Genomic DNA, 25585 nt, shown 5'->3' with positions numbered 1-25585 from the left:
TGGCCACGAGGGGCATGCTCCCACGGCGGTCGGCGCGGTCGCCCGGGAATGTCAGGCCTGGCGGGTGGGCAGGGCGACGATCCGGCGCAGGTTGACGTGCCGGGGGCGGCTGACGGTGTAGCCGACCAGGTCGGCGATGTCCTCGGCGGTGAGCGCCGGGATCGCGGTGAACATCCCGCCGAGCTGCTCGCGCAGTGCCGGGTTGTCGATGTGCCCGCCCAGCTCGGTGTCGGTCAGGCCGGGCTCGACGGCGCTGATCCGGACGTCGAGCGGGCCGAACTCGGTGCGCAGCGCGGTGGAGAGCTGGGTGAGGGCGGCCTTGGTGGCGCCGTACACGGCGTAGTCGGGGAAGGAGACGTGCGAGGCGATCGAGGAGACGTTGACCAGGTCGGCGGTGCCGCCGTCGGCGGCGGCCGCGGTGAGGTCGGCGGCGAAGGCGCGGATGATCCGCAGGGCGCCGGTGAGGTTGGTGTCGATCATCCGGGTCCACTCGTCGAGGCGGCCGTCCGTGAGCGGGTTGGGCAGCATCACACCGGCGTTGTTGACCACCAGGTCGACCCGGCCGTAGGCGTCGCGGACGGCCTTGGCGGCGGCGTCCACCGAGGCCTGGTCGGTGATGTCGGCGGTGACGGCGAGGGCCTGGCCGCCGGCGGCGGCCAGCTCGGCGGCCAGTGCGTCCAACCGCTCGGTGCGGCGGGCCAGCAGGGCGACCCTGGCGCCGTTCGCGGCGAGCAGACGGGCGGTGGCCGCTCCCATGCCGCTGGCGGCTCCGGTGACGACGGCGGTACGGGCGGCGAGGGCGGGGTAGCTCATGGGGTCCAACCTTCGTGGCGTTCGGGGCGGGCTGACGGGGACAACTCTGCGCGCGGCGGGCGGCTCCACCCAGGGCCGTGGTGCACCTGGGACGGCCCGACCCGGGTCTGCTCATCCTGGGAACGCCGGTACCACCCTGGGCCGGTGGGCCCGGGGCTACGCTGCGGGGCATGGAGAACACCGTGGGGGACTTCCTCCGCTCGCGCCGGGCCCGGATCCAGCCGGAGGAGGTCGGGCTGCCCGTGCACGGCCGGCGCCGGGTGCAGGGCCTGCGCCGGGAGGAGGTCGCCCAGCTCGCGGGCGTCAGCGTCGACTACTACATCCGGCTGGAGCAGGGCCGGGGCTCCAGCGCCTCGGACGCGGTGCTGGACGCGGTGGCGCGGGTGCTGCGGCTGGACGAGGTGGAGGCGGCGCACCTGCGCGCGCTGGCCCGCCCGCCCCGGGCGGCGGCCCCCGCGCGCGGGCACCAGGCCGTCCGGGAGGGCACCCGGCTGCTGCTGGACCTGATGCCCGGGGTGCCGGCCTTCGTGCTCGGCCGCCGGATGGACGTGCTCGCCTGGAACGCCCTCGGGGACGCGGTGAACGGGTTCTCCGCGCTGCCGCCCGGCCAGTGCAACGCCGCCCGGACGGCCTTCCTGGATCCGGCGGCCCGCGACTTCTACCCGCAGTGGGAGGCGGTCGCCGTGGAGACCGTCGCCTATCTGCGGTTGGACGCGGGCCGCTACCCCGAGGACTCCCGGCTGAGTGCTCTGATCGGTGAACTCGCGGTGCGCAGCGAGGAGTTCCGCAGGCTCTGGGCGGACCAGCAGGTGCGGCAGAAGACCCACGGCGGCAAGCTGATCCACCATCCGGTGGTGGGCGAACTCGACTTCGGCTACGAGACGCTGGCCGTCAACGGCTCGCCCGACCAGCTGTTGGTGGCTTACACCGCCCCGCCCGGATCGGCCACCGCGCAGCGGCTCGCCCTGCTCGCGAGCTGGTCGGCCTCCGGGGCGCGGACCGCGGTGGAGTGAGCGGCGGGGCGTGTCTTGAGGCGCCGCCCGGGCCGGTCGTCACTACCCTGCGTCCATGAGCGCGTGCGAAGACCTCACGGCGACCCCCCGGGACATCGCGCCGATGCCGCCCACGGACGGGTGCGCAGACTGCCTCGCCGAGGGCCGCCGGGACTGGGTGCACCTGCGGCTCTGCCTGGACTGCGGGCACATCGGCTGCTGCGACTTCTCGCCGCAGCGGCACGCCACCGCGCACTTCCACAACAGCTCCCATCCGGTGATCCGCTCCTATGAGCCGGGGGAGGACTGGCGCTGGTGCTTCGTCCATGAGGTCATGGGCTGAGGCCGCTGCGCCGCCTCCCTGCCGCTGCCGTCCACCTGCCGCCCGTCCACCTGTGGCCGCTCTCTCCGGGTGCGATCAGGTGTACGACGGCTAAAATCCGGACATAACGCCCGTGCGGCCCTCCCGGCCCCGCGTCCGTGTGGCCGGTGACCGCCGAAGGGAGGCCGACGATGACCAGGCGAACGCCGAGCAGTACGAACAAGCTCCGCCGGGGCACCCAGGAGCTGCTGGAGCGCCGCGGGATGGCGACGAGCCCCGGACCCCTCGCCCCGCAGCTGCGCACCAACGCGCCACCCGCCGGCGGCGGCATGTCCCTCGGGGGCGACGCCTTCCGGCACGGCGGGCGCGACGTCGGGGCGGCGGCCATGCACTCCGCCCCCGCGATGCACGCCGAGCTCAAGGGCCACCGCCACCGCGGCGCGGAGAAGCACTCCGCGCACTGACTCCGCGCACCGACTCCGCACGCTGAGCGGCCAGGTCGGACAGGGGTGGGGGCCCATGGGCGGGCCCCGCCCCTGACGCGTCCTCAGGGGTGGCCCCCGGGGGCTCTCGGGGGCCGCTCGGGGCGTGATCGGGGTCCGCCCCGGATGGCCGGTGCGCCGCCCGCCGACAGACTCGAACCAGGCACCGGAGACCGGATGCCGCCGGACGAGCCCCTGTTGGAGACCAAGCCCATGAACACGCCCAAGCGCGACCGCCGTTGGAGCACCCTCGCCGTCTCCGGTGCACTGCTGGCCGCCGTCGCCGCCGGTGTCGCCACCCCGGCCCTCGCGGCCGACCGGACGCCGGGCGGGTCGGGCGCCGCCGCGGCCGCCCTCCGGCTGGCCGGGCCGGTGGACCGCGCGGCGCTGGCGAAGACGCTGGCCGACCTGCCGAGCGAGCAGGTCACCGGGGCGCTGGTCCGGGTCGACGGCCGGGGCGGCGGCTGGTCCGGCACGGCGGGGGAGGGCGTTCCGGCGGACGCGCGGTTCCGGATCGGCAGCATCTCCAAGGTGTTCACCGCCACCGTCGTCCTGCAGCTCGCCGCCGAGCGGCGGCTCGACCTGGACGGCACCGTCCAGCACCACCTGCCCGGCCTGCTGCCGGCGGACTACCCGCCGATCACCGTCGGCCAGTTGCTCGACCACACCAGCGGCCTGCCGGGCGGCGGCGGCCTGACCTCCGGCGACGGAAGCGAGCGGTGGTTCGCCGAGCACCGGGCCGACTCCTGGACGCCCGCCCAGGTGGTCGCCGCGGCGGTCGCCCAGCCGATGGGCTTCGCGCCCGGTACGGCCCAGCAGTACAACGGCATCAACACCTTCGTGGCCGGCCTGGTGATCGAGAAGGTCACCGGCCGCACCTTCGCCCAGGAGGTGCAGTCCAGGATCGCCCGCCCACTGGGCCTGCGCGACACCTTCGTGCCCGGCCGCGACGACCTCGCGCTGCCCGGCCCGCACGCGTCGGGACGGGTCGCGGTCACCGGCCCGGACGGCGTCCGGCGGCTGGTGGACGTGACCGAGCAGAGCCCCTGGCCGTGGGCCGAGGGCGGCATGATCTCCTCCGCCGCCGACCTGGACCGCTTCGTGACCGCGCTGTTCCGCGGCCGGCTGCTGCCGCCCGCGCAGCAGGCCGAGCTGTTCAACGTCCCGGACGTGCCCAACCAGCGCAACAAGAACTGCGAGATCGGTCCGACCGCCGGCCATGCCTGCTTCAGCAAGGGCCTGATGAGCGCCACCCTGCCCAACGGCACCGTGGTCTGGGGCAAGACCGGCTCCCGGCCCGGCTACTCCAGCGCCGTCTTCGCCACCCGCGACCTCAGCCGCAAGGTGGTGCTCTCGCTCAACCCGACGGACATCTCCGGCGGCGAGTTCCCCAAGCTGTGGCAGATCGTGACCACCTCCTTCGGCTCCGGCCAGGTCTACGGGCAGACGGGCTGACCGGTTGTCAGTGGTCTGCGGTACGTTCGGGCCGTTCGAGTCGGGCGGTGACGGCGGCGGCGAGAGGGTCGGCCGTCCGCGGTCGTCGGCGGTGCGCGGTGACCGAGAGTACGCAAGGGGCACAGGTCGATGACAGGGCAGTTGACGCAGGAGCCGGTCGAGCTCCAACTGGAGCGGTTCCGCACCGAGCTGACCGGCTACTGCTACCGCATGCTCGGCTCGGTCTTCGAGGCCGAGGACGCGGTGCAGGAGACGATGGTCCGCGCCTGGCGCGGCCACCAGGGCTTCGAGGGCCGGGCCGCCCTGCGCTCCTGGCTCTACCGGATCGCCACCAACGTCTGCCTGGACGCGCTGAACGGCCGCAAGAACCGGGCCCGGCCGATGGACCTGGCCGGCCCGTCCACCGTGGCCACCGCGACCGAGGCGCAGCTTCCCGAAGTGACCTGGATCGGGCCCGCACCGGACGGCCGGGTCGTCCCGGAGACGGCCGACCCGGCCGAGGTGGCCGCCCAGCGCGAGTCGGTGCGGCTGGCCTTCATCGCCGTGCTGCAGCGGCTGGCTCCCCGGCAGCGGGCGGTGCTGATCCTGCGCGAGGTCCTGGGCTGGCGGGCCGCCGAGGTAGCCGAGCTGCTCGGGGTCACCGTGGCCTCGGTCAACAGCGCCCTCCAGCGCGCCCGTTCGGTGCTCGCGGCGGACACCGCGGCGGCCCGCCCGGCCCCCGCGCTGGACGAGGAGCACCGCGCGCTGCTCGCCCGCTACGTCAGCGCCTTCGAGGCGTACGACATGGACGGGCTGGCCGCGCTGCTGCACGAGGACGTCACGCTGAACATGCCGCCGTACGAGCTGTGGCTGTGCGGCCACGGCGACATCCGCGCGTGGATGCTCGGCCCGGGCCACGGCTGCCGCGGTTCGCGGCTCGTCCCGGTGGAGGCCAACGGCAGCCCGGCCTTCGGCCAGTACCGGCCCAGCCCGGCGGGCGGGTACGAGCCGTGGGCGCTGATCGTGCTGGAGGTGTCAGCGGACCGGATCGCCGGCCTCACCAACTTCCTCGACACCGACACCCTCTTCCCGCTGTTCGGCCTCCCGGCCCGGCTGGACGCCTAGGGAATCCGCCACCGGCAGGGCGTCGGACAGCCCGGCCAGCGCGAGCAGCTCCCGCAGGGGGCCGCCCGCGTTCGTCAGGACGACCCGGACGCCCTGGCGTCCGGCGGCCAGCTGCAGGCGGGCGAGGGCGTCGAGAACGGCCAGGTCAGGGCGGGTGAGGGCGCCGACATCGCAGGTCAGCACGGGGCCGGTCGGGGTCTCTCGGTCGGTGTTCATGCAGGGTGGACCGGTTCGGCGGCCCCGACTCATCGGCCCGGGGCGCGGTTGTCGCAAAATCCCCCCTCGGAGGCGGCGGCCTCCGAACGCGGCAGACAGGCCGGCACCGCCCGCCTGCCGCCCGCATCCCGCCCGTGGCAGAGTAGGCCGCGCGGTGTCCCGCACGGGTGCCCGCGTCTGCCTGACCCCTTGTGGTTCCCCCGAGTCCAGGAGCAGCACCATGGCGGCCGAGCCGTTGAAGTCCCGGGAAGAGTGGCTGGCCTCCCTGCCGCGGATCTACGCGGCCGCGGGGGGTGTGCTGCGGGACGCCTCGGGTCGACTGCTGATCGTGAAGGCCGGGTACCGGGAGTACTGGCAGTTCCCGGGCGGGACGATCGACCTGGGCGAGGGGCCGGCCGAGTGCGCCGCGCGGGAGCTGCTGGAGGAGACCGGCCTCGTCCGGCCGGCCGGTGACCTGCTGGCGATCTCGTGGACCCACGCCTCGGACGAACTCGACCACCCCGCCGAGCACTTCCTCTTCGACTTCGGCACCGTCCCGGACGGCACCCCCGTGACCGTCCCGGCCGGTGAGCTGGACGACTACCGCTGGGTGACCGACCAGGAGGCGCTCGAACTGCTGGGCCCCGCCCGGTCGCTGCGGCTGCGCGCGGCGATCGAGGCGGCCGCCGACGGCCGCGTGCGGATCATCACCACCCGCGTGTCGGGCTTCTGAGCAGGCTCCGGCCGGAGCCGGAGCCTGCCGTGTGCGGACGGGGCGTGCGGGTCACTGCGGCTCGGTGGCCCGGGCCGCGATGAGGGCCGCGACGGCCTCGCTGGTGAAGGTCTCGGCCTCGGTCTGGTCCACCCGGAGGTCGTTGAGCACGCCGCCGCCGTTCTCCAGCTCCAGCAGTGCCAGCAGGATGTGCTCGGTGCCGACGTAGTTGTGCCCCAGCTTCAGGGCCTCCCGGAAGGTCAGCTCCAGCACCTTCTTGCCCTGGGCGTCGTACGGGATCAGGCCGGGCACCTCGGCCGCGGCGGCCGGGAGCGCCGCGGTCGCGGCCGTGCGGACCGCGTCCGGGGCGACGCCCTGGGCGGCCAGCGCCTTCATGCCGAGGCCCTCCGGCTCGGCGAGCAGGCCGAGCAGGATGTGCCCCGGCCCGATCTCGTCGTTGCCGGCCTGGCGGGCCTCGTCCTGCGAGGCCATCACCACGTGCCGGGCCCGGTCGGTGAACCGGCTGAAGCCCTGGCTGGGGTCGAGGTCCGTGGGGGCGCCCGGATCCTTGGGGACGAAGCGCTTCTGGGCGGCCTGCTTGCTGACGCCCATGCTGCGGCCGATGTCCGTCCAGGACGCGCCGGAGCGGCGGGCCTGGTCGACGAAGTGGCCGATCAGGTGGTCGGCCAGGTCGTCGAGGTGGTCGGCGGCGATGACCGCGCCGGAGAGCTGGTCGAGCGCGTCGCTGTGGACCTTCTTGATCGCGTCGATCAGGTCGTCGAGGCGCAGCGGACTGGTCGTGGGAACGACAGGATTCTCCATGCCGTCAACCGTAGGTTGTCGACCCCTGGATCGTCAACGGCCGGTTGACGATTATGCGAGTTGAGTCATCCGGATGGCCGCTCAGGCCTGCTTCCGCCAGACGTACGCCGCCGAGACCGGGTGGCTGCGGTACTTCTCCCACTTGGGCTTCAGGGCGATCCAGGTGTCGTCCACGACCGCCTCGGACATCTCGGTGAGCGTCCAGCCGGCCGCCAGCCCGGCGCTCAGGTGGTCGCTGACCAGGTGGACGTGGGTGGTGATGGCGATGTCCTCCCCGGTGGCGCCGGTGAAGTGGGTGGGCATGCCGGCCGCCATGATGAAGTACGGGTGCAGGCCGACCAGGACGAACCGCCCGCCGGGGCGGACCAGCCGCCAGGCCTCGCGGTAGAGCGGGCCGAGGTCGGCCAGGTGCTCGTCGATCAGCGAGGAGACGGCCAGGTCGTAGCCGCCCTCAGGCAGGCCGGTGTCCGCGACGTCCGCCTCGGTGAGGCTGTCGTGCGCGCCCTTCGCCTTGGCGGCGGCCAGCATCTCCGGGGTGAGGTCCACCCCGTCCAGCACCAGGCCCGGAGCGGCCCGTCCGCGCAGCCAGGCGCCCGTGCGGCCGGTGCCGCAGCCGAGGTCGGCGGCCCGGCGGACGTCCGTCCAGTCGGGAGTGGTGAGGCGGTCGAGGACGGCGAGGTCCATCGTGTCCTCGACGGTCTGTTCGTAGCTGTCCACCCATTGCGCGTAGCCGGAACGCACGTCGACGGTGGGGTAGTTGCGGGAGTCGAAGTCGGAGAATTGCACCATGGGTGAAGTATTGGCACGGCGTCGCGCGGCGGGCGAGTGAATTACCTCGCGTGCGGACCGATTCGACCGCGGGCCCTTTGCCGGGGGTGACCGGTGCCGCGAACCGGGCGGGTGCGGCCGCCGGACTCCGGCAGCCGCTCGACCGCTCGGCCTCTCAGGCGCCGAGCAGCCGGGCGCGGACGGCGGCGAGGTCGGCGGGGTCGACGCCCGCGGCGAGCAGGTGGTCGACCGGGTCGAAGCCGTCCAGGGCGGCGAACAGGGCGTCCTCGGCGGTGGTGCCGGCGTCGGCGAGCACGGAGTCGATCCGCCGGTACTGGTCGGGCAGGCCGAGCATGCCGTACAGCGGGCGGACGTTGGGCGCGCTGAGCAGGTAGTCGGCGACGATCCCGGCGGGTTCGACGCCCGCCAGGGAGAGCAGCAGAAGGGCGGCCAGGCCGGTGCGGTCGCGGCCGGCGCCGCAGTGGACGACCAGGCCGCCGGGACCGGCCCCGGCTATGGTGGCGATCAACTCGGCGGCGGCGCGCGGGCAGTGGTCGAGGTACGGGCGCAGCGCCAGCGGGGTGCCGTCCAGGTGGCCGTAGGTCTTCCACCAGTCGGATCCGGCCAGTTCGTCCAGTGGGACGCGGACCAGGTCGACGCCGGCCGGGAGCGGCAGCAGCGGCTTGTACTCCTCGATGTTGCGCAGGTCGACGACGGTGCGGACGCCGTGGTCGAGGAGGGCGTCCCAGCCCTCGGCGGTGAGGCGGTCGAGGTTGTCGGCCCGGGCGACGGCGCGGTGGGCGGTCCGTCCGCCGGAGCGGGTGGGGAGCCCGCCGAGGTCGCGTACGTTGAGGCAGCCGTCCCAGACCAGGGTGCGGTCCTCGGTGGCGGTGGTCAGCGTGTGCGTCCGGCTCATCAGGCTCCCCGTTTCATACCGGGGGCTCGTTACCCCCTCGTTATAGAGGACTCCGGGGGCTCCCGGATGGTTCCTGGCGGCTGTCGGGTGGTCGGGCTTTCGGGCTGTCGGATGGTCAGGCTGTCGAATGGTCAGGCTTTCGGACGCCCGGCCGGTCAGCGGCCGGTGGGCTCGGCGGCCTCGGTGCGGACCAGCTTCTCCATCGGGTCGGCGGCGGCGTGGCCGAGCACCGAGCCGGCGGCGATCGCGCCGATCAGGAACACCGTGGACAGCCAGGCCATGGTGGCCACCGGCAGGGTGAAGGCGCCGACCACCCGGGCCGCGCACTCCGCCAGCAGCGCGGTGCCCCAGATCCCGGAGAACATCCGCTCGTGGCGGCGGAAGGCGCGCGAGTGGGCCGAGCGCCCGCCCGCCAGCCGCTCCCAGGCGGCGCCGCGGGCCCGGTCGCCCTTGGTGAGGAAGGGCATCAGCATCGGCGACATCAGCGGCCGTCCGACCAGCACGGAGAACAGGATGGCCAGGGCCAGGGTGCCGCTGAGCGCGCCGTCCTTGGCGAGCATCAGCCGGGCGTCGCCGGTGACGGTGGTGAGCGCCAGGCCCGCGACGTTCACGCCGAGCATCATCGACGCCCAGAGGTTGAGCCGGCGCTCGCGGAGCAGCCCGTGGACCGTCCGGACGGCGGGGATCGCGCCGCTCCAGGCGAGGGCGGCGAACTCGCTCATCCCGAAGGCCGAGTGGAGCAGGTAGTAGCCGGCCAGCGGGGCGGCGACGTCGACGGCGAGCGGGCGGAGCGCGGCCGCGACCGGGTTCGGGGTCTTCGCGGTGGCGGTGGCGGTGGTGGTGAGGGTCTGGCTCATGGTGGGTTCCTCCCCGGACTGGTGCTCGGCTCGCGGGCTGCCGCCCTGCGTCGTGCCTCCAGTCTCCGGGGCGGACCCTGCGTCAGATCAGTGCCGTCCGTTGCGGAATCCGCATGACGGTTGTCATGGTGTCCGCCGTGACAGTGGCTCCGACCTGCGCCTTCACCGGTCGAAGAGCCACAGCTCCCGGCCCAGCGTGTCCAGGCAGCGCACCGTGGCGAACCGCTCGTCCCCGGCCGACAGGAACCCGTCCGCGACACCCCGCAGCACGGCCCGGGCGGTGGCGTCCGTCCTGGTCCACGCTCCGGTCAGGACGAGCGCCTTGTCGGCCAGCTCGGCGCGCTGGATCCGGGCCACCGACGCGTCCAGCAGCACGCCGTTCACCTGGTCCAGCTCGGCGGGGGAGAGGTAGGTCTCGCCGGTGCCGCCGCGGTCCCGCTCGATCCGGTGCAGCAGTTCGGGCAGGCCGTAGTGGCGCACGGCGGCGACCGAGTCGTCCAGGGCGACCTGCCAGCGCGGGCCGGGCAGCACCTCCCACCAGACGTCCTCGCCGACCGGCAGCACCTCGCCGATCCGGGCCCGCCAGGCTTCCAGGCCGTAGACGGCGCGCGGGTCCGGGCGCAGGCCGGGAAAGGCGGCGGCGGCCCAGTCCGGCTTGCGGACCAGCCCGAGGTCGAAGGTGAAGCGCATCCGGTCGGCGGCCGGGCGCTCGACGACGCCGAGCAGCGCCCAGTGGGTCTCGTCGGGGAGGCTGAACGTGCGGCGCCACCCGGAGAAGCCCAGCGCGCGCAGGGCGGGCGCGAGGTGTTCGCGCAGGCCCTGCGCATAGAGCCGGTCGGCAGGCGTCATCGCGGTCATTCCTGGTGGGTCGTGACCCGGCGGGGCCGTCGGCGGCCGGGTGGGCGTGCGGGCGCGGCCGGGCCGGGGTGGCGGGCCGTGGCGGTGCTGAGGCCGGCCTCACAACGGGGCACGGCGGGGTGGCGGGGGTCGGCAGGGGAGTGGCCGACACTGCAACCGATACCTACAACGTAGGTGTAAGGCGCCATTTATTGCCGCAGGCGAAGGTGTATAGCTAAAAGGACCTTTGACCTGAAGGTTTGCGGGCCTTGGTCCGGGGTGCTCGGCAGTGCCCGGACGGGTCGGGCGACGGTGCCGCGCTGCCCGTGGGTCGGCGTCCGGGCGGGTCGGGCTCCCGGGCCGGATGCCTCATGATGTGGCGGGTGCAGAGTGCAGAGCGCCCCGGAGCGGGCACCGACAGCGGCGTCGGCCGGGCCGGACCAGACCCGGCCGCCGACCCGCCTCCATCCGTCCCGATCGACCTGACGTCGGCCGTCCGGGCCGCGCAGGACGGCGACGAGGAGTCGTTCCGACTGCTCTTCCGAAGCATCCAGCCGGGCCTGCTGCGCTACCTGCGGGTGCTGGTCGGCGGGCGCCCGGAGGACGCCCAGGACGCCGAGGACATCGCCTCCGAGGCCTGGCTGCAGATCGCCCGCGACCTGCACACCTTCTCCGGCGACGGGGACGGCTTCCGCGGCTGGGCGGCCACCATCGCCCGCAACCGCGCGCTGGACCACCTCCGGGCCAGACGTCGGCGCCCGGTCGCGGACCTGCCGGTCGAGTACCTGGCCGAGCTGGCCGCCGGGGACGACACCGCGGGCGCGGCGCTGGCGGCCGTCGGTACGGGGGACGCGCTGGCGCTGATCTCCCGGCTGCCGAGGGACCAGGCCGAGGCGGTACTGCTGCGGGTGGTGATGGAGCTGGACGCGGAGAGCGCGGCCCGGGTCCTCGGCAAACGGGCCGGCACGGTCCGGATGGCCGCGCACCGGGGGCTGCGCCGACTCGCCAAGCTGCTGGAGCAAGGCGCGGGGTTCCCCGCCCGCCCCGCCGCGCGACCGACCGGGCAGCCGGCCGCGCGGCACGGGGTGGACGCGGGCGCACCGGCGGGGCCGCCGAACGGCGGGCAACACGGCCGGAAAGAAATTCCTCCGCAAGGTGTGACAGAACGCCGGGCCGCGACGCTGAAGGACATGAGATGAGCACCAACCGATCCCGCCGGATCGACCCTGACACGGCCGAGCAGCTGCTCGGCGGTGCCGTGGGCGGACCGTCGGCCGGGCAGGACGCCTCCCTCACCGGATCGGACGGCACTGGGCGTACGGGGGTTGCCCGCGTGCTCGCCGCAGCCGCCGCTCCGGCGACGGCGGGCGAACTGGCCGGTGAGGAGGCGGCCCTGTCCGCGTTCCGGGAGGCCCGTCTCGCGTCCGACCGAGCAGTGTCCGCCGTACCCGCACCCGTCCGGAGACGATCGATGGCAACCGCCGCGCTGGCCAGGGCCTTCAGTACGAAGGCCGTTGCCGTCGTGCTCGGGGCCACTGCGCTCGGCGGCGTCGCGGTCGCCGCCGGTACGGGCAACCTGCCGTCGGCGCTGGGCGGAGGACCGGAGGACCCGGGCCGCCGGACGCTCGTCGCGCCGAGCACACCCGGCAGCTCCCGTCCCGCCGCCGTACCCGCACCCGAGCCGGGTACGGCGGGCACCTCGGCGGGTGCGGGTCCGTCGCGGCCGGGCGCCGCGCCGTCCACCGGCGGGGCGCCCACGGCCGGGCCGTCCGCCGGTGCGCCGCAGCCCGAGCCGTCGGGTGCCGTTCCGGTGCCGCCCTCGGCGCAGACCCGCGGCCTGCCGGCCCCGGTGGTGGTGGTCGCGCTCTGCCGCGGGTTCGTCGAACGGGCGGGCAAGGGCGAGCGCCCGCGCCTGCTGGTCGTGGAGCCGCTGTTCGGGCCGCTGGTCGCGGAGGCCGGTGGTCCGGACCGGGTGGACGACTACTGCAGGGCGGTGCTCCAGCGCGCGAGCGACGACGAGCGCCAGAGCGCCACCCCGCAGCCGCGCGACACCGGCGGCTCCGGCCGCACCGGGGACGGCAAGACCGGTGGCACCGGCGACGGGAAGACCGGCGGTAGCGGCGGTGGCAAGGACCCCGGCACCCCGACCGCCCCGGTCGTCGTCCCGCCCCTGCCGAGCGCGCCGGCCCCCACCGGTACCCGCACCAAACCGGACCGCACCGAGCGGCCCGACGAGGCCTCCCCCAAGAGGTAGCCCCCCGAACTCCGGACGGGCGGCGGGCGAATCCCCCCGGGCCCGTCGCCCGTCCGGACCGAACCACCCGCAGTACCCCGCAGTACCCGTAGGACCAGCAGGACCCACCCGAAGACTCCGGGTGGCCGGTCGGCCCCCCCGTGCCCGCCGTCCACCCGGACCCGGCTCCCCGGGTCGGATCGGCGGCGCAACTCCCCGGACGCGCCGCCGCTCCGACCCGGGGCCGGAACCTCGCTGGCCGACCGCCCCGCAGTGGTCGGCCCGCACCCCGCGCGGCCCGCCCCGCGCGGACAGATCGACCTGGACCGACCGTGACCGTTCCCCGGTACGACCACGAGCCGGCGGCCGGGGATCCGCTGCCCGGTTCCCCGGCCGTCTCCCCCTTCGGGACGGCCCCCGGCCCTCCCGAGCCGTCTGGCCCCGCCACCCCGGCCGCTATCGTGCACAGGTGCACGTGCCGGTCCGGGGCCCCGGGCAGGGCAGGCGAGGGGAGCGGTTCCAGGTGATCGGACGGGCGCTGAACGGGCGTTACGAACTCGTCGAGATACTCGGCGTCGGCGGGATGGCCACGGTCTGGCGCGGGGTGGACCACGTGCTGGGCCGCCAGGTGGCCGTCAAGGTCCTCAACGGGGGCCTCGCCGACGACCCGCGCTTCGCCGAGCGGTTCAGCCGCGAGGCGCAGCACGCGGCCATGCTGGTCCACCCGAGGATCGTCATGGTCTTCGACTCCGGCGTGGACCAGGGCTCGCCGTACATCGTCATGGAGCTCGTCCAGGGCCGTTCGCTCGCCGCGCTGCTGGCGCAGCAGCCCGGCCTCCCGGTGGAGCGCGCCGTCGGCATCGCGGCAGCGGTCTGCGAGGCGCTGGAGGTCGCGCACGGCGCGGGGCTGGTGCACCGGGACATCAAGCCCGGCAACATCATGATCACGAACGACGGGGGCGTGAAGGTCGTCGACTTCGGCATCGCCCGGGCCGGCGCCTCCAGCAACCTCACCCAGGCGGCCTCGGTGCTCGGCACCGCGGCGTACCTGTCCCCCGAGCAGGCCACGGCCTCCGACCTGGACGGCCGCACCGACCTGTACGCGGTGGGCTGCGTGCTCACCGAGATGCTCACCGGAGTCCCGCCGTTCGTCGCGGAGACCCCGGTGGCGATCGCCTACAAGCACGTCGGCGAGCAGCCGGCGCCGCCGTCGGCCCGCAGAGCCGGCCTGCCGCCCGCCCTGGACGCCGCCGTCCTGCGCCTGCTCGCCAAGGACCCGGCCGACCGGCCCGCCCACGCGGCCGCGGCCCGGTACGAGCTCCTCGCCACCATCCCGGGGCTGGCCGTCTCCGACCCGACCAGCGAACTGCTCGCCGCCGCCTCGGCCGGCCAGGCCACCCGGCTCCTGCCCCCCGTTCCGCTGCCCGCCCAGCCCGCCCAGCCGGCCACCTCCCTGATGGCGCCCGTCCCGGCCCAGCCGCCGCTCGGCCCGCCGGTCCGGGAGAGCGGCCGCAAGCCGCTGCTCCTCGGCGCCCTCGGCCTGGTCGGCATCGCCGGGGCGGCGGTCCTCGCCCTCACCGCCTTCGACGAGCCCGCCACCACCCCGGCCGCCGCCAAGCCCGCCCAGAGCGCTCCGGCCGTCCCGGCCGCCTCGGCGCCGGCCCCGTCGACCGCGGCCCCCACCCCCTCGGCCTCCCCCACGGCCCTCCCCACCCCGACCCCCGCGCCCAGCGCATCCCCGGTCCGCACCCAGGCGGCCGCCACCCAGATCAACGCCCTGCGCCAGAACGTCGCCCAGGCCCAGATGCCCAAGGAGCGCGAGCGCCAGCTCGACCTCCTGCGCACCCTCGACGACGCCACCGCCCGACTCAACGAGGGCCGGCCGGCCGACGCCGCCCAGGAGCTGAAGAACGCCCAGCGGACCGTCCGCGACCTCTCCAAGAAGCACGCCATCGACGGTCCCACGTACCAGAGCTGGAACTCCCGCCTCGGCACCCTGATCAACTCCCTGCACGCCTCCGCCGACGACAACGACTAGCCCCCGTCCGGGCCGCTCAGGCTGCGCCCGCCGCCTGGGCGGACCGCACCATCGCGAGCAGGCCGCTGAGGTCCCGGTCGACGGTGAACTCCCGCAGGAGCGTGGTCCAGCGGCCGTCCTCCTGCCGCCAGACGAAGTTGTAGAGCGCCGGAACGCCCCCCTCCTCCCGCCGCATGATGATCGATCCGACACCGCCGTACGCCGTGGTGGCCACGAAGGTGACGTCGTCGATCGACTCGCCGACCGTCACCCCCTGCTCCTTCATGGCCCGGAACCGCGCCATGAACCGGGCCTTGGTCAGCGTCACGCTCCGCCCGGCCCCGTCGACCCTGAGGTTCTCGAACTCCTCGTCGTAGAGGGCGTCGAGCGCCTCGACGTCCATCGCGAGTCCGGCGTCCAGGTACTCCCGCATCCGCTCCACGAGCTGCTGGTCCATGGTCGGTCCTCCCCCTGCTGTCGGTGATCCGGTCCCCAAGGTCCCACCCGGCACCGGCAGCACGCCCACAGCCCGCTGTCAGCCCGCCGTCGCCGAGCCGCCCGGCGGGAATGAACGGGGCGTGCCCCGGGCTGGGGGTGATGGGCCGCGCACGCCCGCCGCCCGGCTGCCCGGGGTCAGACGGGGCGGGCGCACGCGTGAAGGGTGGAGCACATGCTGAGCATCGGGTCCGTCGTCCTGGGCGTCGCGGACGTCCGCCACGCGGCCGCGTTCTGGACGCAGGCGCTGGGGTACGTGCCGCGCGAGGCGGTCGAGGACCGCTGGGTGGTCCTGGCGCCCGCCGAGGGCCCCGGCGTCCAGCTGGCGCTCGGCCGCAGCGAGTCACCCGTCCAGGAGCACCCGCGGGTCCACCTCGACCTGTACGCGGCGGACGCCGCCGACCAGGCGGCCGAGGTGGAGCGGCTGGTCGCACTCGGCGCCCGGCACGTCGACTGGGACCGCTACCCGGAGGATCCGGACTTCGTCGTGCTCGCCGACCCGGACGGCAACCGCTTCTGCGTCATCGACACCAGCCGCGGCCTGAGCGGCTAGGCCGCACAGGACCTACCCGCTGTCGGGGCGTCGCCGCACCCGGCTCTCCACCCCGCTGCGGATCGCCTGGGCCAGGGTCCCCGCCGCGGTGGCCAGGAAGACGAAGTTGTAGACGATCTGCAGGATCACCACCAGCCGCGGCCCCTGTCCGGAGGCGGTGATGTCGCCGTACCCGACGGTGGCCATGGTGACGATCGTGAAGTAGAGCGCGTCGAGCCGGGTGCTCAGCCCGATGAACTCGCCGGGTTTGGCGGCGAGGACGAAGTAGGTGCCGGCGAAGACCGTCAGCGACAGGCAGATCAGGAAGACCAGCCAGACGCCGGGCCGGCGGCCGGTCCCCCGCAGGATGTCGAGGATCCGGGCCAGCAGCAGGCCGGTCAGGCCGGTGAGCACGGCGGCGAACACCAGCCAGCTGAACACCGGGCGGTGGGCGCCGAGGGTGCGTAGCGGCAGGGTGAAGTACCCGATCATCAGCAGGACGAAGGAGCCCAGCAGCAGGCACCAGGCCCGCACGTCGATGCGGTCCCGGGTGGGCGGTGGCAGCTGGTTCTCGGACATCCCGCCCAGCCTGTGGGAGCGGGCCGGGATCCGCCTGCCGGAGTGCTCCGTCCGGGCGTCCCGCGGATCGGGCCGGGCCGGGCAAAGCCAGGCGGGAACGGGCCCGGGACGCGACAGAGCCCCCGCCGTCGCCGGCGGGGGCTCTGTCGGAGGATCAGGCCGTGGTGGAGCGGGGGGTCTCGGTGGCCTTGGTGATGTTGGTCGGGGCGACGGCGGCCGGGCGGGCCTGCGCGTCGGCCGGCTGCTGCGGGGCGGCGGTGCTCTGCGCCGTCCCCGGGGCGGCGGCAGCGTCGGCGGCCGGTGCGTCGTCCTCGCGCAGAGCCTTGGTCTCCGCCTTGAGGATGCGCATCGACTTGCCGAGGCCGCGGGCCATCTCCGGCAGCTTCTTCGATCCGAACAGCAGGATAACGACCGCCAGCACCACCAAGAGGTGCCAGGGCTCAAGACCGTTCCGCAGCATCCTGGCCACCGGTCCCTTCTTGTCTAGAGTCACGGGAGGGCAAAGCGCCCGACCTGGCCAGTATGCCTGGCCCCGGCGGCGAACGTATACACCGGCCGGGAAACGCTGGTCAAAAAGCAGGTGTTGCTCAAGCGAGCCCTGAGTAGTGGTCTAGACCATTTATGCCGGGGGGTCGTCAGTTCGTATATCCGATGAGCAGCCCGCAGAAGACCGCGGCCACCAGGGTCACCCCCACCGCCAGCGCCAGCATGTACGGGGAGTGCGGCAATGGTGCACCCGCCCGCATCGCCGCCTCGATCCTGGTCCACCGCCGGTACGCGGCGGCGCCGAGAACCGCCCCGCCGAGCGCGCAGACCACGGCCAGTGCGATCCGCAGCGGCGCCGGAGCGATGTCGGGTGTGAGCTGGTCCACTGCGATCCCGCCCGCGAGCAGGCCGAGCGCCGTCCGGATCCAGGCCAGGAAGGTCCGCTCGTTGGCGAGCGAGAAGCGGTAGTCCGGCTCCTCGCCGCCCGTTTCGCCGCCCTCCTGCTGGTCGGGCTCCGGCATCCCCACCGTCCTCCACCTCGGGCTTTTCCGTACCGACCCTAGGCTCCCCGGCGCCACCCCGCAGCTCGGCACCGCCCCGCAGCTCGGCACCGCCGCGGAGCCGGTCCGTGCGGCCCCGCCGCGAAACCGGGTGCGGGCGCCGCCCGTCCTGGGGCACACTGCGCCGATGAAGCCCGACCGCCTCCAGCCGTCCCAGCGGCAGGCCCTGCACCACGTCACGGCGCGGTCCACCGGCACGCCCGTCGATCCGGGGCTGCGCATCACGCTCAACTTCCACCCCGACCGCGAGGCCGGCGGCCGCTCGATCCTGGCGGGGCTGGCACAGGACGGTGTCTACCGCTCCCAGTTCGTCACCGGTACCGGCAACGGCGGCCTGACCGCCCACCCGGGCGGGGACCGCTGGAACTGGGAGAGCCGGATCTTCGGCGGCGCGTACGACGGGGCGCCGGCGCCGGAGCGCCCGGTCTACGGCGCGCTGGACTTCCGCCGCCGGCCGCTGGGGGCCGCCCCGCGCTTCGGCTCCGCCCACTTCAGGCTGACCGGACCGGCCCTCGCCCGGGCCACCTTCTGCTACCCCGACAGCTTCCTCGAACCCTCGGACTTCGGCGTCGCCGACCGGATGGACCTGATCGGCCTCGCCGAGGCCGACATCGACCGCGAGGACGACCTGGACGTCTACATCGAGGCCCAGGTGCACGGCCCGGTCCGCCTCGACCGGGACGTCGAGGCCCTCGTGCTCGACCCCTGCTACCGCGGGACCCCCGTCGAGGCCGAGGCCCGCCGGCTGCCCTGCCCCGTCGAGTGGCACCCGGGCCTGCGCCTGCACACCGACGTGCTCCGCCGCCACCCGGAGTTCCGGGGACCGGAGTACGTCGCCCTCGGCCTGGCGATAGCCGAGGACGGGCTGCTGGACCCGCGCATCATCGGCGACGCCGTCCGCGCGGGCCGGCACGATCCGCAGGACCTCAAGAAGGTCTGGCACCACCTGGCCCGCTTCGGCTCCCCGCTGCCGACCGGCCGGTAGTCCTGCTTCGGCCGGGCCTGGGCAGACACAGCCGGACAGGGCCTAGGGCCTCTCTTATGGATCAGGTCGGATCAGCGCGCGGCGTTGGAGTGCGTGCATCGCAAGGCGGAGGAGGGCGTCCATGCGGAGCATCGGCAACCGACGACAACGCAGCGAGGTGCGTGCTCCGGCGTCGTGCGCCCGGCATGATCCATAAGAGAGGCCCTAGTCGCGGCGGGCGAGCAGGTAGCCGCGGAGGGTCTCGGCCTCGTGCGGGTGGTTGGCGCGCTCCAGCCGGGCCTGCACGGTGAACCCGGCGTCCGTCAGCTGCCCGGCGACGGCCTCCAGCTCCAGGAAGCGGAAGTCCACCTCGACCTCGTGCCCCCACCACTCGTCGAGGTGCCGCACCTCCGTGCCGAGGTGGAACGCGAGCAGCAGGCAGCCGCCGGGCCGCAGGACCCGCCGCATCTGCGCGAAGGCGGGCCCGAGTTCGGCGGGTTCGAGGTGGATCACCGAGTAGAGCGCGACCGCCGCACCGAACTCGCCGTCCGCCGCCGGGAGTTCCAGCAGGTCCCCCTGTCGGAACTCCACCCCGGGGTGCTCCCGCCGGGCGATCTCCACCATCGCCGGGGACAGGTCGATGCCCACCACCTGCGCCCCGCGCTCCGCCAGCCACCCCGCCACGTGCCCCGGCCCGCAGCCGAGGTCCGCGACCGGGGCGCCGCTCCTGACGGCCTCCTCGGCCAGCATCCCCAGCAGTGCCCGGTCCAGCGGCTTGTCCGCCAGCTCGTCCCCGATCCGCTGCCGGTACTCCTCCGCGACGGTGTCGTAGCTCGCCTGGACCCGCCCGTGACCATCCGTTGTCGACATGGCCCCAGCCTGGCACGGCCGTTGTCCGGGCGCCCGGGCGGGGCGGGCAGCGCGAGAGCCCCCGCCCGGGTGGGCGGGGGCTCTCGATGACTCGCGTGAGTGGATCGGGTGGCGGTGCGTCAGATCGCGGCCGGCGCGGCTTCGGTGTCGGCCGCGGACCCGGCGTCGGTGTCGGCGTCGGCGGGGACGGCCGGAGCCTGGGCGGGGAGGTGCTTCATCAGGTGGTAGGCGAGGGCCGCGGCGCCGAGGGCGAAGACCAGGCCGACGACGGCGGCGACGTGCAGGCCGTCGGTGAAGGCGGCGCGGGCGGTCTCCAGCAGTTCGGCGCCGATCCGGTCGGGCAGGTGGGCGGCGACGGTGACGGCTCCACCGAGGGTGTCCTGCGCGGCCCGGGCGGCCTCGCCGTCCACCCCGGCGGGCAGGGCGCCGTCCAGCTGCGAGCGGTAGACGGCGGCGCCGGCGGCGCCGAGCAGGGCGATGCCGAGGGAGCTGCCGAGCTCGACGGCGGTCTCGGAGGTGGCGGAGGCGGCGCCGGCCCGCTCGATCGGGGCGGCGGAGACCACCATCTCGGCGGTGAGGGTCATGGTGCCGACGGTGCCGGCGGCCAGGACGCCCGCCGCCGTGAGGATGAGGGCGAGCGGGGAGTGCGCGCCGACCGTGGTCATCATCACGAAGCCGCCGGCGCCGATCAGGAAGCCGCCGGACATCAGGACCGCGGGGCGGACCTTCCCGGTGAGGGCGGCGCTCAGGCCGACCGCCGCACCGACGCCGACGCTCGGGACCAGCGCCCAGAGCGAGGCCTCCAGCGGGCTCATGCCCTTGACCAGCTGCAGGTACTGCGAGGTGAAGAGGGTGAAGCCCATCATCGCGAACATGGCGATGGTGTTGACGGTGATCGCGCCGCTGAAGGTGCGGATCCGGAACAGGCCGAGGTCGAGCAGCGGGGCGGCGGCGGTGCGCTGGCGCCACACGAAGGCGGCGGCGAACAGCAGCCCTGCCGGGACGGCCAGGGCGGGCAGCAGGCTCCAGCCGTCCACCGACAGGGTCTTGATGCCGTAGACGAGCGGCAGGATCGCGGCCAGCGACAGCACCGCGCCGGCCAGGTCGAAGCGGCCGGCCTGCGGCGAGCGGTACTCGGGCAGCAGCACGGGGGCGGCGAGCAGGACCAGCGCCATCACCGGCACGGCGATCAGGAAGACCGAGCCCCACCAGAAGTGGTCCAACAGCAGGCCGCCGGCCACCGGGCCGAGGGTGGCGCCGGCGGTGAGGATGCCGCCCCAGGCGCCGAGCGCGACCTGGCGCTGCTTGGGGTCGTGGAACATGTTGCGGATCAGCGCGAGGGTCGAGGGCATCACGGTGGCCCCGGCGGTGCCGAGCAGGGCGCGGGCGGCGATCAGCTCGCCGGCGCTGTCCGCGCCGGCGGCGAGCAGCGAGGCGCCGATGAACCCGGCGGCGCCGATCATCAGCAGCCGGCGGCGGCCGATCCGGTCGCCCAGCGAGCCCATCGTGATCAGCAGCCCGGCGAGCAGGAACGAGTACATGTCCATGATCCACAGCTGCTCGGTGCCGCTCGGCGCCAGCGTGGTGGAGATGAACGGGACGGCGAAGAAGAGCACGCCCATGTCCATGGTCAGGACGAGGGTCGGGAGGAGGAGGACGGCCAGGCCGATCCATTCGCGACGGCCTGCGCGGCCGGTGGTTGCGGTCATGAGGAAGACGGTACGGACGTGTCAGACGTTTGTCTAGTACGAGCGTCTAAATCATCCGTGCGAGACGAAAGTCCTAGACGTGCGTGCAAGACATTCGTCCAGATCTTCCGTAGCATCGGAGCCATGGGAAACCGCGAAGACCTGATGGCCGGCGCCAAGCGCTGCCTCTACGAAAAGGGATACGGGCGCACCACCGCCCGCGACATCGCCGCCGCCTCCGGCGTCAGCCTGGCGGCCATCGGCTACCACTTCGGCTCCAAGGAGGCGCTGCTCAACGCGGCGCTGATCGAAGCCACGGGGGAGTGGGGCGAGACGCTGGCCGCGGTGGTGGCGGATGCGGCCTCGGCCTCGGGTGACCCGGAGGAGCGCTTCGTCGCCGTCTGGGACGGGGTGAAGGGCACCTTCGTCGAGCACCGGGGGCTCTGGGCGGCCCAGTTCGAGGCGATCGCGCAGATCGCGCACGCGCCCGAGCTGGAGAAGGCGTTCAGCGAGTCGCAGCGGATGGCGCGGCTCGGACTGGCCGCGCTGTTCCAGGGGCTCCCCGAGGTGCCGGACACCGAGGAGGAGGTCGCCCGCGGCATGTTCTACCAGGCGCTGGTGGCCGGGATGGCGGCCCAGTGGATGGCGGCGCCCGAGCAGGCGCCGACCGGGCGGGACTTCCTGCGCGGACTGCGCCTGGTCGGCGCAAGCGTGCTGAACCCGGCCTCCTAGCTGCTTCCCGTCGTGGGCCGGCCCCGGGGGTCAGACGGTCACGGCGGTCAGCAGCACGACCGAGTCGACGTGGGCCAGCAGCCCGTGCCGCTCCTGCGGGACCGGCTCCAGCCCTCCCGCCGACAGCTCCTGCAGCCGACCGGCGATGGTCAGCGAGACCCGGCCTCGCAGCACCAGGATGCTGGCGGCGCTCGGCGCGCTGTGCTCGTCCAGCGCGGTGCCGGCGGTCAGTGCGATCACCGTCTGCCGCAGCACGCCGTCGTGGAGCACCAGGTGGGCGCTGCGTCCGTGCGGGCTGGCGGCGGCCTTGGCGGCGTGTTCGTCGGCGAGCTGTTCGAGATCGACCATCGCGCGTCCTCCCGGGGCGGGGGATTCTTCCCCGGCCCAGCGTCGCGGACGGGCGGGTGTCCCGCACCTGGAGGTACTCGGCGTGCGGCGGTCGCCGAGTGCCCCCATGGTGGAGGCATGGCGACCAACAACAGTGTTCTCAGTGGGTTTCAGGTCAACCGCCCGCTGCTGGCCGGCGGCGCGGTGCTCACCGGAGTGGGTGCGGTGCTCGGACTGGCCGGCGCGGCCATGGTGTGCGCGGCACTGGCCTCGGCCGGCCGCGGCTGGGTGCAGCAGCTGGACACCCCGCCCTCCGCGATGGCCCAGCGCGCGCTGCGCGAGGCGAAGGTGGCCTCGTCGGCGGGCTGGGACGCCTGGCGCGCCGAGCGCAGCTCGGCCAACTAGGCCCTGTCCGGGTCCTGTCCGGGCCTGGTCGGACACGCCTCCGGGCCCGGAGGCGTGTCCGTCGCGGCGGGCCGCCGTGGGGGTGCGGCCCGCCGCGATGTCGGCATCCCGGGCCCGGCTGTCACCCGGTCGGGCTAGCCCAGGGCCTAGAGCCCGAGCGACTTGGCGATGATGCTGCGCATGACCTCGCTCGTCCCGCCGTAGATCCGGAACACCCGGTTGTCGGTGTAGAGCCGGGCGATCGGGTATTCCAGGATGTACCCGTAACCGCCGTGCAGCTGAAGGCACTTGTCGATCAGCGTTGAGGCCGACTCGGTGCAGAACAGCTTCGCCGCCGCCGCGTCCGCGACCGTCAGCTCGCCGTGCTGGTACAGCTCCAGCGCGCGGTCCACCATCGACTGCTGGGCCATCACCTGGGCCTCGCAGTCGGCCAGCGTGAACTTGGTGTTCTGGAACTCCGCCACCGCCTTGCCGAAGACCTTGCGGTCCTTGACGTACTGGACGGCGAACCGCACCGCCGCCGCGGAGGCCGCGTAGGCGCCGACCGCGATCGCCAGCCGCTCCTGCACCAGGTTGTGGGTCAGGTACGAGAAGGCCCTGCCCTCCTCGCCGAGCAGGTTCTCCACCGGCACCTTGACGTCGCTGAAGGCCAGCTCCGCGGTGTCCGAGGTGCGCAGGCCGATCTTCTGCAGCTTGCGGCCGACCGTGTAGCCCTCGGACGCGGTGTCCACGCAGAGGATGGACAGGCCCGCCCGGCGGTTCTCCGGGTCGTACGGCGCGGTGCGGCAGACCACCAGGACGAGGTCGGCCAGCACGCCGCCGGTGATGAAGGTCTTCGCGCCGTTGAGGACGTAGTGGGTCCCGTCCTCGGAGAGCCGGGCGGTGGTGGTGATGCCGGCCAGGTCGGAGCCGGCGCCCGGCTCGGTCATCGCGATGGCGGTCATGATGTCGCCGGAGACGAAGCCCGGCAGCCAGCGCCGCTTCTGCTCCTCGTCGGCGTACTCCAGCAGGTACGGCAGCACCAGGCCGGTGTGGACGCCGGAGGATCCGAAGCTGACGCCCGCCCGGGCGACCTCCTCGGCGATGACCGCCTGGTACTTGAAGCCGCTCTCACCCGCGCCGCCGTACTCCTCCGGCACCTCGATGCCGTAGACGCCCAGGTCGCCGAGCTTGCGGTAGAAGTCGCGCGGCGGGTGGCCCTCGGCCTCCCAGCTCTCGTAGACGGGGACGACCTCGCGTGCGACGAAGTCCCGGATGGTCTCCCGGAAGGCCTCGTGGTCCTCGGTGAACACGGTGCGGCGCACGACGGCGCTCCCTTCGGTGGTGCCAGGTGATCGCCCCACAAGTTAATCTCCGGTAGCTTCGCCTGTCCAGGGTCGCCACCCGGGTTTCGACGGTTGCCGTGCCCGGGTCTCCAAGCAGCTGCGGCCGTTGCCCGGCCGAGCCCCCGGGCCCCTCAAGTGAATGCTTGCTAGCCTACGGGCGGTAGTGCTCGACAGGGTGGAGGAGGAGCGTCATGGTGGTCCGGCGACCGCCCGCATCCTCCCGGCGGGCGCAGATCCTCGCCGTCGCCGCCGACCGGTTCCACCGCAGCGGCTACCACCAGGTCTCCATGACCGAGGTCGCCGCCGGGGTCGGCATCACCGCGCCGGCCCTCTACCGGCACTTCCGGGGCAAGCCCGAACTGCTCGACCGCGCCGTCCGGGTGGGGCTGGACGCGCTAGGGGAGGGGCTGCGCGCGGCCGGGGACACCGCCGGGGCCTGCGCGGCGCTGGCCGCCGTCGCGGTCGGGCACCGGCCGCTCGGGACCCTGGTGCAGCGGGACGCCCGGCTGCTGCCGCCCGCCCGACGGGCCGCGCTGCGCCGTGAACTGCGGGCGGACGTCGCGCTGCTGGCCGCCCTGCTGCGCGCCGAGCGGCCCGCGCTGGCCGCCGCGGACGCCGAACTGCTGGGCTGGTCGGCGCTCTCGGTCTGTTCGGGGCTGTCCTACCAGTCGGCGCCGCCGCCGCCGCGCCGGGCCGAGCGCCTGCTGCGCGAGCTGGTGGGGGCGGTGTTCGCGGTGCCGCTCGACACCGCCGTGCCCGACCCCGCCGTGCCCGATCCCGTGGCCGATCCCGACCCCGGTTCTGGTCCGGTTGCGCCGCCCGCGGTGGAGCCGAGGCCGCAGCCGCGCCGGGAGGAACTGCTGGCGGCGGCCGTCCGGCTGTTCCACGAGCGCGGCTTCGACAACGTCAGCACCGACCGGCTCGGCGCCGCGGTCGGCATCTCCGGGCCCAGTGTGTACCGGCACTTCGACAGCAAGGCGCAACTGCTGGCCGCCTCGCTGGTCCGCAGCCGGGAGCGGCTCTGGCACGAGGTCGGGGGCGCCATCACCACCGCGGACGGGCCGCAGCGGGCGCTGGCGGCGGGCCTGGCCGCGTACGTCGGCTTCGCCCGGCGAAACAGCGACTACCTGGGCGCGATGCTCAGCGAGACCGAGCGGCTGGCCCCGCCGGACCGCCGGGCCGCGGTCGACTTCCGCCGGGACTTCCTGCGGACCTGGGTCGGGCTGCTCTGTGCCGTCCGCCCGGAGTACGACGGCGTGGAGGCCCGGATCCGGGTGCACGCGCTGTTCGCCCTGGTCAACGACGGGGTGCGGAACCGGCCCGGCAGTGAGCGGCCGGACCTCGGCGACTGCCTGCAGCGCCTGGGCCGGGCCGTCCTGGGACTGGACGGATAGCCGCGGCCGGGTGCCCGCCCCGCGCTGGTGGGGCGGGCACCCGGCCCTGGAACGGTCGCGCCGTGGGGAGCGCGGGCGCGGCCTGGACCGCGTCAGGCGAGGCCTAGTAGAGGACGTGCGGGTAGTACACCTTGGCCGCGAGGTTGCCGTTGCCCTGCAGGGCCCCGACGTTGCCGGAGTTCCCGGCGACGGCCACGCCGTTGTTCTGGTTGGAGGCGCCGGAGCCGGTCGCGGTCTGCTGGGTGTTGACCACGTTGCCGGTGACGTTGCCGATGATGTTGTTGGAGCCGGTGTTGCTCACCACGCTGCTGTTGGAGTGGTGGTCGGCGCCGGCGCCGTTGTCGGCGTGCGCGGTGGCGGCACCGACGCCGACGAGGAGGAACGCCCCGAGGGCGGTGACGGCGGCGGCTGCGCGAATACGGGACACGCTGGTCTCCCTGGTGGTGAAGTGCGAAAAGTGGCGCCTCCGGAGTGGCCGCCCCGAAGCGCCGTTGCCTGACGTCGCACGCCCAGCATTCACCAGCACCGTGGGCGAACTCCACCGAATGGGTGGCAATTCGCCCGATGGTGTCATCAAGAAGGCATTTCCGGAGAACGGTCGCACCCCGGATCGGGTTTCGGCATAGTGCCCAAGTTCCCTCGTATGGCGGCCTGTTCGGTCCGCCGAGCGGACCCCTCGACAAGGCCCCGCTGTCAACGCGGT

Annotated in this window: 30 protein-coding genes; 14 read left to right on the top strand and 16 right to left on the bottom strand. The window is 74.2% G+C overall.

What is annotated here, in order from left to right:
• Positions 1-51 precede the first annotated feature (51 nt).
• The gene (locus ACIGZJ_RS12250; RefSeq protein WP_396457094.1) at positions 52-813 is read right to left on the bottom strand and encodes an SDR family oxidoreductase; all 762 of its coding nucleotides are present in this window, start codon (positions 811-813) and stop codon (positions 52-54) included.
• A gap of 170 nt (positions 814-983) precedes the next feature.
• On the opposite strand from ACIGZJ_RS12250, the gene ACIGZJ_RS12245 reads away from it, so the two are divergent.
• From ACIGZJ_RS12245 to ACIGZJ_RS12225, 5 genes are all read left to right on the top strand, one after another.
• Positions 984-1826: a helix-turn-helix domain-containing protein gene (locus tag ACIGZJ_RS12245; protein WP_396457093.1), complete on the top strand. Its 843-nt coding sequence runs from the start codon at positions 984-986 to the stop codon at positions 1824-1826.
• Positions 1827-1881: 55 nt separating this feature from the next.
• Positions 1882-2148 (top strand): UBP-type zinc finger domain-containing protein, encoded by a 267-nt coding sequence (locus ACIGZJ_RS12240; protein WP_396457092.1) that lies wholly within the window; start codon positions 1882-1884, stop codon positions 2146-2148.
• Between the two features lie 170 nt (positions 2149-2318).
• Positions 2319-2591, top strand: a complete 273-nt coding sequence (locus ACIGZJ_RS12235; RefSeq protein WP_396457091.1) for a hypothetical protein — start codon at positions 2319-2321, stop codon at positions 2589-2591.
• A 231-nt stretch (positions 2592-2822) separates the two neighbouring features.
• A complete protein-coding gene (locus ACIGZJ_RS12230; RefSeq protein WP_396457090.1) occupies positions 2823-4064 on the top strand; it encodes a serine hydrolase domain-containing protein in 1242 nt (413 codons plus the stop codon).
• Positions 4065-4193: 129 nt separating this feature from the next.
• Positions 4194-5168 (top strand): sigma-70 family RNA polymerase sigma factor, encoded by a 975-nt coding sequence (locus ACIGZJ_RS12225; RefSeq protein WP_396457089.1) that lies wholly within the window; start codon positions 4194-4196, stop codon positions 5166-5168.
• Here ACIGZJ_RS12225 and ACIGZJ_RS12220 read toward each other — a convergent pair.
• Entirely contained in the window at positions 5079-5384 is a 306-nt protein-coding gene (locus ACIGZJ_RS12220) for an STAS domain-containing protein (RefSeq protein WP_396457088.1), read from the bottom strand. The two genes, ACIGZJ_RS12225 and ACIGZJ_RS12220, sit on opposite strands and share 90 nt — an antisense overlap.
• Positions 5385-5604: 220 nt before the next feature.
• Here ACIGZJ_RS12220 and ACIGZJ_RS12215 point away from each other — a divergent pair, with 220 nt between their 5' ends.
• Positions 5605-6096, top strand: a complete 492-nt coding sequence (locus tag ACIGZJ_RS12215; protein WP_392937074.1) for an NUDIX domain-containing protein — start codon at positions 5605-5607, stop codon at positions 6094-6096.
• A gap of 51 nt (positions 6097-6147) precedes the next feature.
• Here the strand turns inward: ACIGZJ_RS12215 and ACIGZJ_RS12210 are convergent, their stop codons facing one another.
• The 5 genes from ACIGZJ_RS12210 to ACIGZJ_RS12190 form a co-directional block, all read right to left on the bottom strand.
• Positions 6148-6897 carry a Clp protease N-terminal domain-containing protein gene (locus ACIGZJ_RS12210; protein WP_396457087.1) on the bottom strand — a complete coding sequence of 250 codons (750 nt, stop codon included), beginning with the start codon at positions 6895-6897 and terminating at the stop codon, positions 6148-6150.
• Between the two features lie 81 nt (positions 6898-6978).
• Positions 6979-7686 (bottom strand): class I SAM-dependent DNA methyltransferase, encoded by a 708-nt coding sequence (locus tag ACIGZJ_RS12205; RefSeq protein ID WP_396457086.1) that lies wholly within the window; start codon positions 7684-7686, stop codon positions 6979-6981.
• Between the two features lie 154 nt (positions 7687-7840).
• Positions 7841-8581: a tyrosine-protein phosphatase gene (locus ACIGZJ_RS12200; protein WP_396457085.1), complete on the bottom strand. Its 741-nt coding sequence runs from the start codon at positions 8579-8581 to the stop codon at positions 7841-7843.
• Positions 8582-8736: 155 nt separating this feature from the next.
• On the bottom strand, positions 8737-9438 hold the full coding sequence (locus ACIGZJ_RS12195; protein WP_396457084.1) for a VC0807 family protein: 702 nt from the start codon (positions 9436-9438) through the stop codon (positions 8737-8739).
• A 162-nt stretch (positions 9439-9600) separates the two neighbouring features.
• On the bottom strand, positions 9601-10287 hold the full coding sequence (locus ACIGZJ_RS12190; RefSeq protein WP_396457083.1) for a hypothetical protein: 687 nt from the start codon (positions 10285-10287) through the stop codon (positions 9601-9603).
• A gap of 362 nt (positions 10288-10649) precedes the next feature.
• Here ACIGZJ_RS12190 and ACIGZJ_RS12185 point away from each other — a divergent pair, with 362 nt between their 5' ends.
• The 3 genes from ACIGZJ_RS12185 to ACIGZJ_RS12175 all read left to right on the top strand — a co-directional run bounded on the left by ACIGZJ_RS12185 (position 10650) and on the right by ACIGZJ_RS12175 (position 14546).
• Complete coding sequence (locus ACIGZJ_RS12185; RefSeq protein ID WP_396457122.1) at positions 10650-11474, top strand: RNA polymerase sigma factor; 825 nt, start codon at positions 10650-10652, stop codon at positions 11472-11474.
• Entirely contained in the window at positions 11471-12529 is a 1059-nt protein-coding gene (locus ACIGZJ_RS12180; protein WP_396457082.1) for a hypothetical protein, read from the top strand. The genes ACIGZJ_RS12185 and ACIGZJ_RS12180 overlap by 4 nt, the downstream gene beginning before the upstream one ends.
• Before the next feature lie 448 nt (positions 12530-12977).
• The gene (locus ACIGZJ_RS12175; RefSeq protein WP_396457081.1) at positions 12978-14546 is read left to right on the top strand and encodes a protein kinase; all 1569 of its coding nucleotides are present in this window, start codon (positions 12978-12980) and stop codon (positions 14544-14546) included.
• 16 nt (positions 14547-14562) lie between these two features.
• On the opposite strand, the gene ACIGZJ_RS12170 is transcribed toward ACIGZJ_RS12175, so the two are convergent.
• Positions 14563-14982, bottom strand: a complete 420-nt coding sequence (locus tag ACIGZJ_RS12170) for a nuclear transport factor 2 family protein (protein WP_396457080.1) — start codon at positions 14980-14982, stop codon at positions 14563-14565.
• Between the two features lie 213 nt (positions 14983-15195).
• Here ACIGZJ_RS12170 and ACIGZJ_RS12165 point away from each other — a divergent pair, with 213 nt between their 5' ends.
• Positions 15196-15573 carry a VOC family protein gene (locus ACIGZJ_RS12165; RefSeq protein WP_396457079.1) on the top strand — a complete coding sequence of 126 codons (378 nt, stop codon included), beginning with the start codon at positions 15196-15198 and terminating at the stop codon, positions 15571-15573.
• A gap of 12 nt (positions 15574-15585) precedes the next feature.
• Here ACIGZJ_RS12165 and ACIGZJ_RS12160 read toward each other — a convergent pair whose 3' ends face one another.
• The 3 genes from ACIGZJ_RS12160 to ACIGZJ_RS12150 form a co-directional block, all read right to left on the bottom strand.
• Entirely contained in the window at positions 15586-16131 is a 546-nt protein-coding gene (locus ACIGZJ_RS12160) for a potassium channel family protein (RefSeq protein WP_396457078.1), read from the bottom strand.
• A 154-nt stretch (positions 16132-16285) separates the two neighbouring features.
• Complete coding sequence (tatA, locus tag ACIGZJ_RS12155) at positions 16286-16591, bottom strand: Sec-independent protein translocase subunit TatA (RefSeq protein WP_396457121.1); 306 nt, start codon at positions 16589-16591, stop codon at positions 16286-16288.
• 175 nt (positions 16592-16766) lie between these two features.
• Positions 16767-17138, bottom strand: coding sequence for a YidH family protein (locus tag ACIGZJ_RS12150; RefSeq protein WP_396457077.1), 372 nt, complete (start codon positions 17136-17138; stop codon positions 16767-16769).
• 166 nt (positions 17139-17304) lie between these two features.
• On the opposite strand from ACIGZJ_RS12150, the gene ACIGZJ_RS12145 reads away from it, so the two are divergent.
• Positions 17305-18162, top strand: a complete 858-nt coding sequence (locus ACIGZJ_RS12145; RefSeq protein WP_396457076.1) for a DUF3626 domain-containing protein — start codon at positions 17305-17307, stop codon at positions 18160-18162.
• A 204-nt stretch (positions 18163-18366) separates the two neighbouring features.
• Here the strand turns inward: ACIGZJ_RS12145 and ACIGZJ_RS12140 are convergent, their stop codons facing one another.
• Positions 18367-19011, bottom strand: coding sequence for a class I SAM-dependent methyltransferase (locus ACIGZJ_RS12140; protein ID WP_396457075.1), 645 nt, complete (start codon positions 19009-19011; stop codon positions 18367-18369).
• A gap of 119 nt (positions 19012-19130) precedes the next feature.
• Positions 19131-20720 (bottom strand): MFS transporter, encoded by a 1590-nt coding sequence (locus tag ACIGZJ_RS12135; RefSeq protein ID WP_396457074.1) that lies wholly within the window; start codon positions 20718-20720, stop codon positions 19131-19133.
• A 123-nt stretch (positions 20721-20843) separates the two neighbouring features.
• Here ACIGZJ_RS12135 and ACIGZJ_RS12130 point away from each other — a divergent pair, with 123 nt between their 5' ends.
• Positions 20844-21431 (top strand): TetR/AcrR family transcriptional regulator, encoded by a 588-nt coding sequence (locus ACIGZJ_RS12130; protein ID WP_396457073.1) that lies wholly within the window; start codon positions 20844-20846, stop codon positions 21429-21431.
• A 30-nt stretch (positions 21432-21461) separates the two neighbouring features.
• Here the strand turns inward: ACIGZJ_RS12130 and ACIGZJ_RS12125 are convergent, their stop codons facing one another.
• A complete protein-coding gene (locus tag ACIGZJ_RS12125) occupies positions 21462-21779 on the bottom strand; it encodes a cupin (RefSeq protein ID WP_396457072.1) in 318 nt (105 codons plus the stop codon).
• A gap of 117 nt (positions 21780-21896) precedes the next feature.
• On the opposite strand from ACIGZJ_RS12125, the gene ACIGZJ_RS12120 reads away from it, so the two are divergent.
• Positions 21897-22163 carry a hypothetical protein gene (locus ACIGZJ_RS12120; protein WP_396457071.1) on the top strand — a complete coding sequence of 89 codons (267 nt, stop codon included), beginning with the start codon at positions 21897-21899 and terminating at the stop codon, positions 22161-22163.
• Between the two features lie 146 nt (positions 22164-22309).
• Here the strand turns inward: ACIGZJ_RS12120 and ACIGZJ_RS12115 are convergent, their stop codons facing one another.
• Positions 22310-23467 carry an acyl-CoA dehydrogenase family protein gene (locus tag ACIGZJ_RS12115; RefSeq protein WP_396457070.1) on the bottom strand — a complete coding sequence of 386 codons (1158 nt, stop codon included), beginning with the start codon at positions 23465-23467 and terminating at the stop codon, positions 22310-22312.
• A gap of 212 nt (positions 23468-23679) precedes the next feature.
• Between ACIGZJ_RS12115 and ACIGZJ_RS12110 the strand changes: the two genes are divergently transcribed.
• Positions 23680-24882: a TetR family transcriptional regulator gene (locus ACIGZJ_RS12110; RefSeq protein ID WP_396457069.1), complete on the top strand. Its 1203-nt coding sequence runs from the start codon at positions 23680-23682 to the stop codon at positions 24880-24882.
• A 103-nt stretch (positions 24883-24985) separates the two neighbouring features.
• On the opposite strand, the gene ACIGZJ_RS12105 is transcribed toward ACIGZJ_RS12110, so the two are convergent.
• The gene (locus ACIGZJ_RS12105; protein WP_392937129.1) at positions 24986-25309 is read right to left on the bottom strand and encodes a hypothetical protein; all 324 of its coding nucleotides are present in this window, start codon (positions 25307-25309) and stop codon (positions 24986-24988) included.
• Positions 25310-25585: the final 276 nt, after the last annotated feature.

The sequence above is a fragment of the Kitasatospora sp. NPDC052868 genome, assembly GCF_044547105.1.
Classification (GTDB): domain Bacteria; phylum Actinomycetota; class Actinomycetes; order Streptomycetales; family Streptomycetaceae; genus Kitasatospora.
The sequence above is the reverse complement of the archived record's forward strand: the minus strand, read 5'-3'. Positions and strand labels throughout refer to the sequence as shown.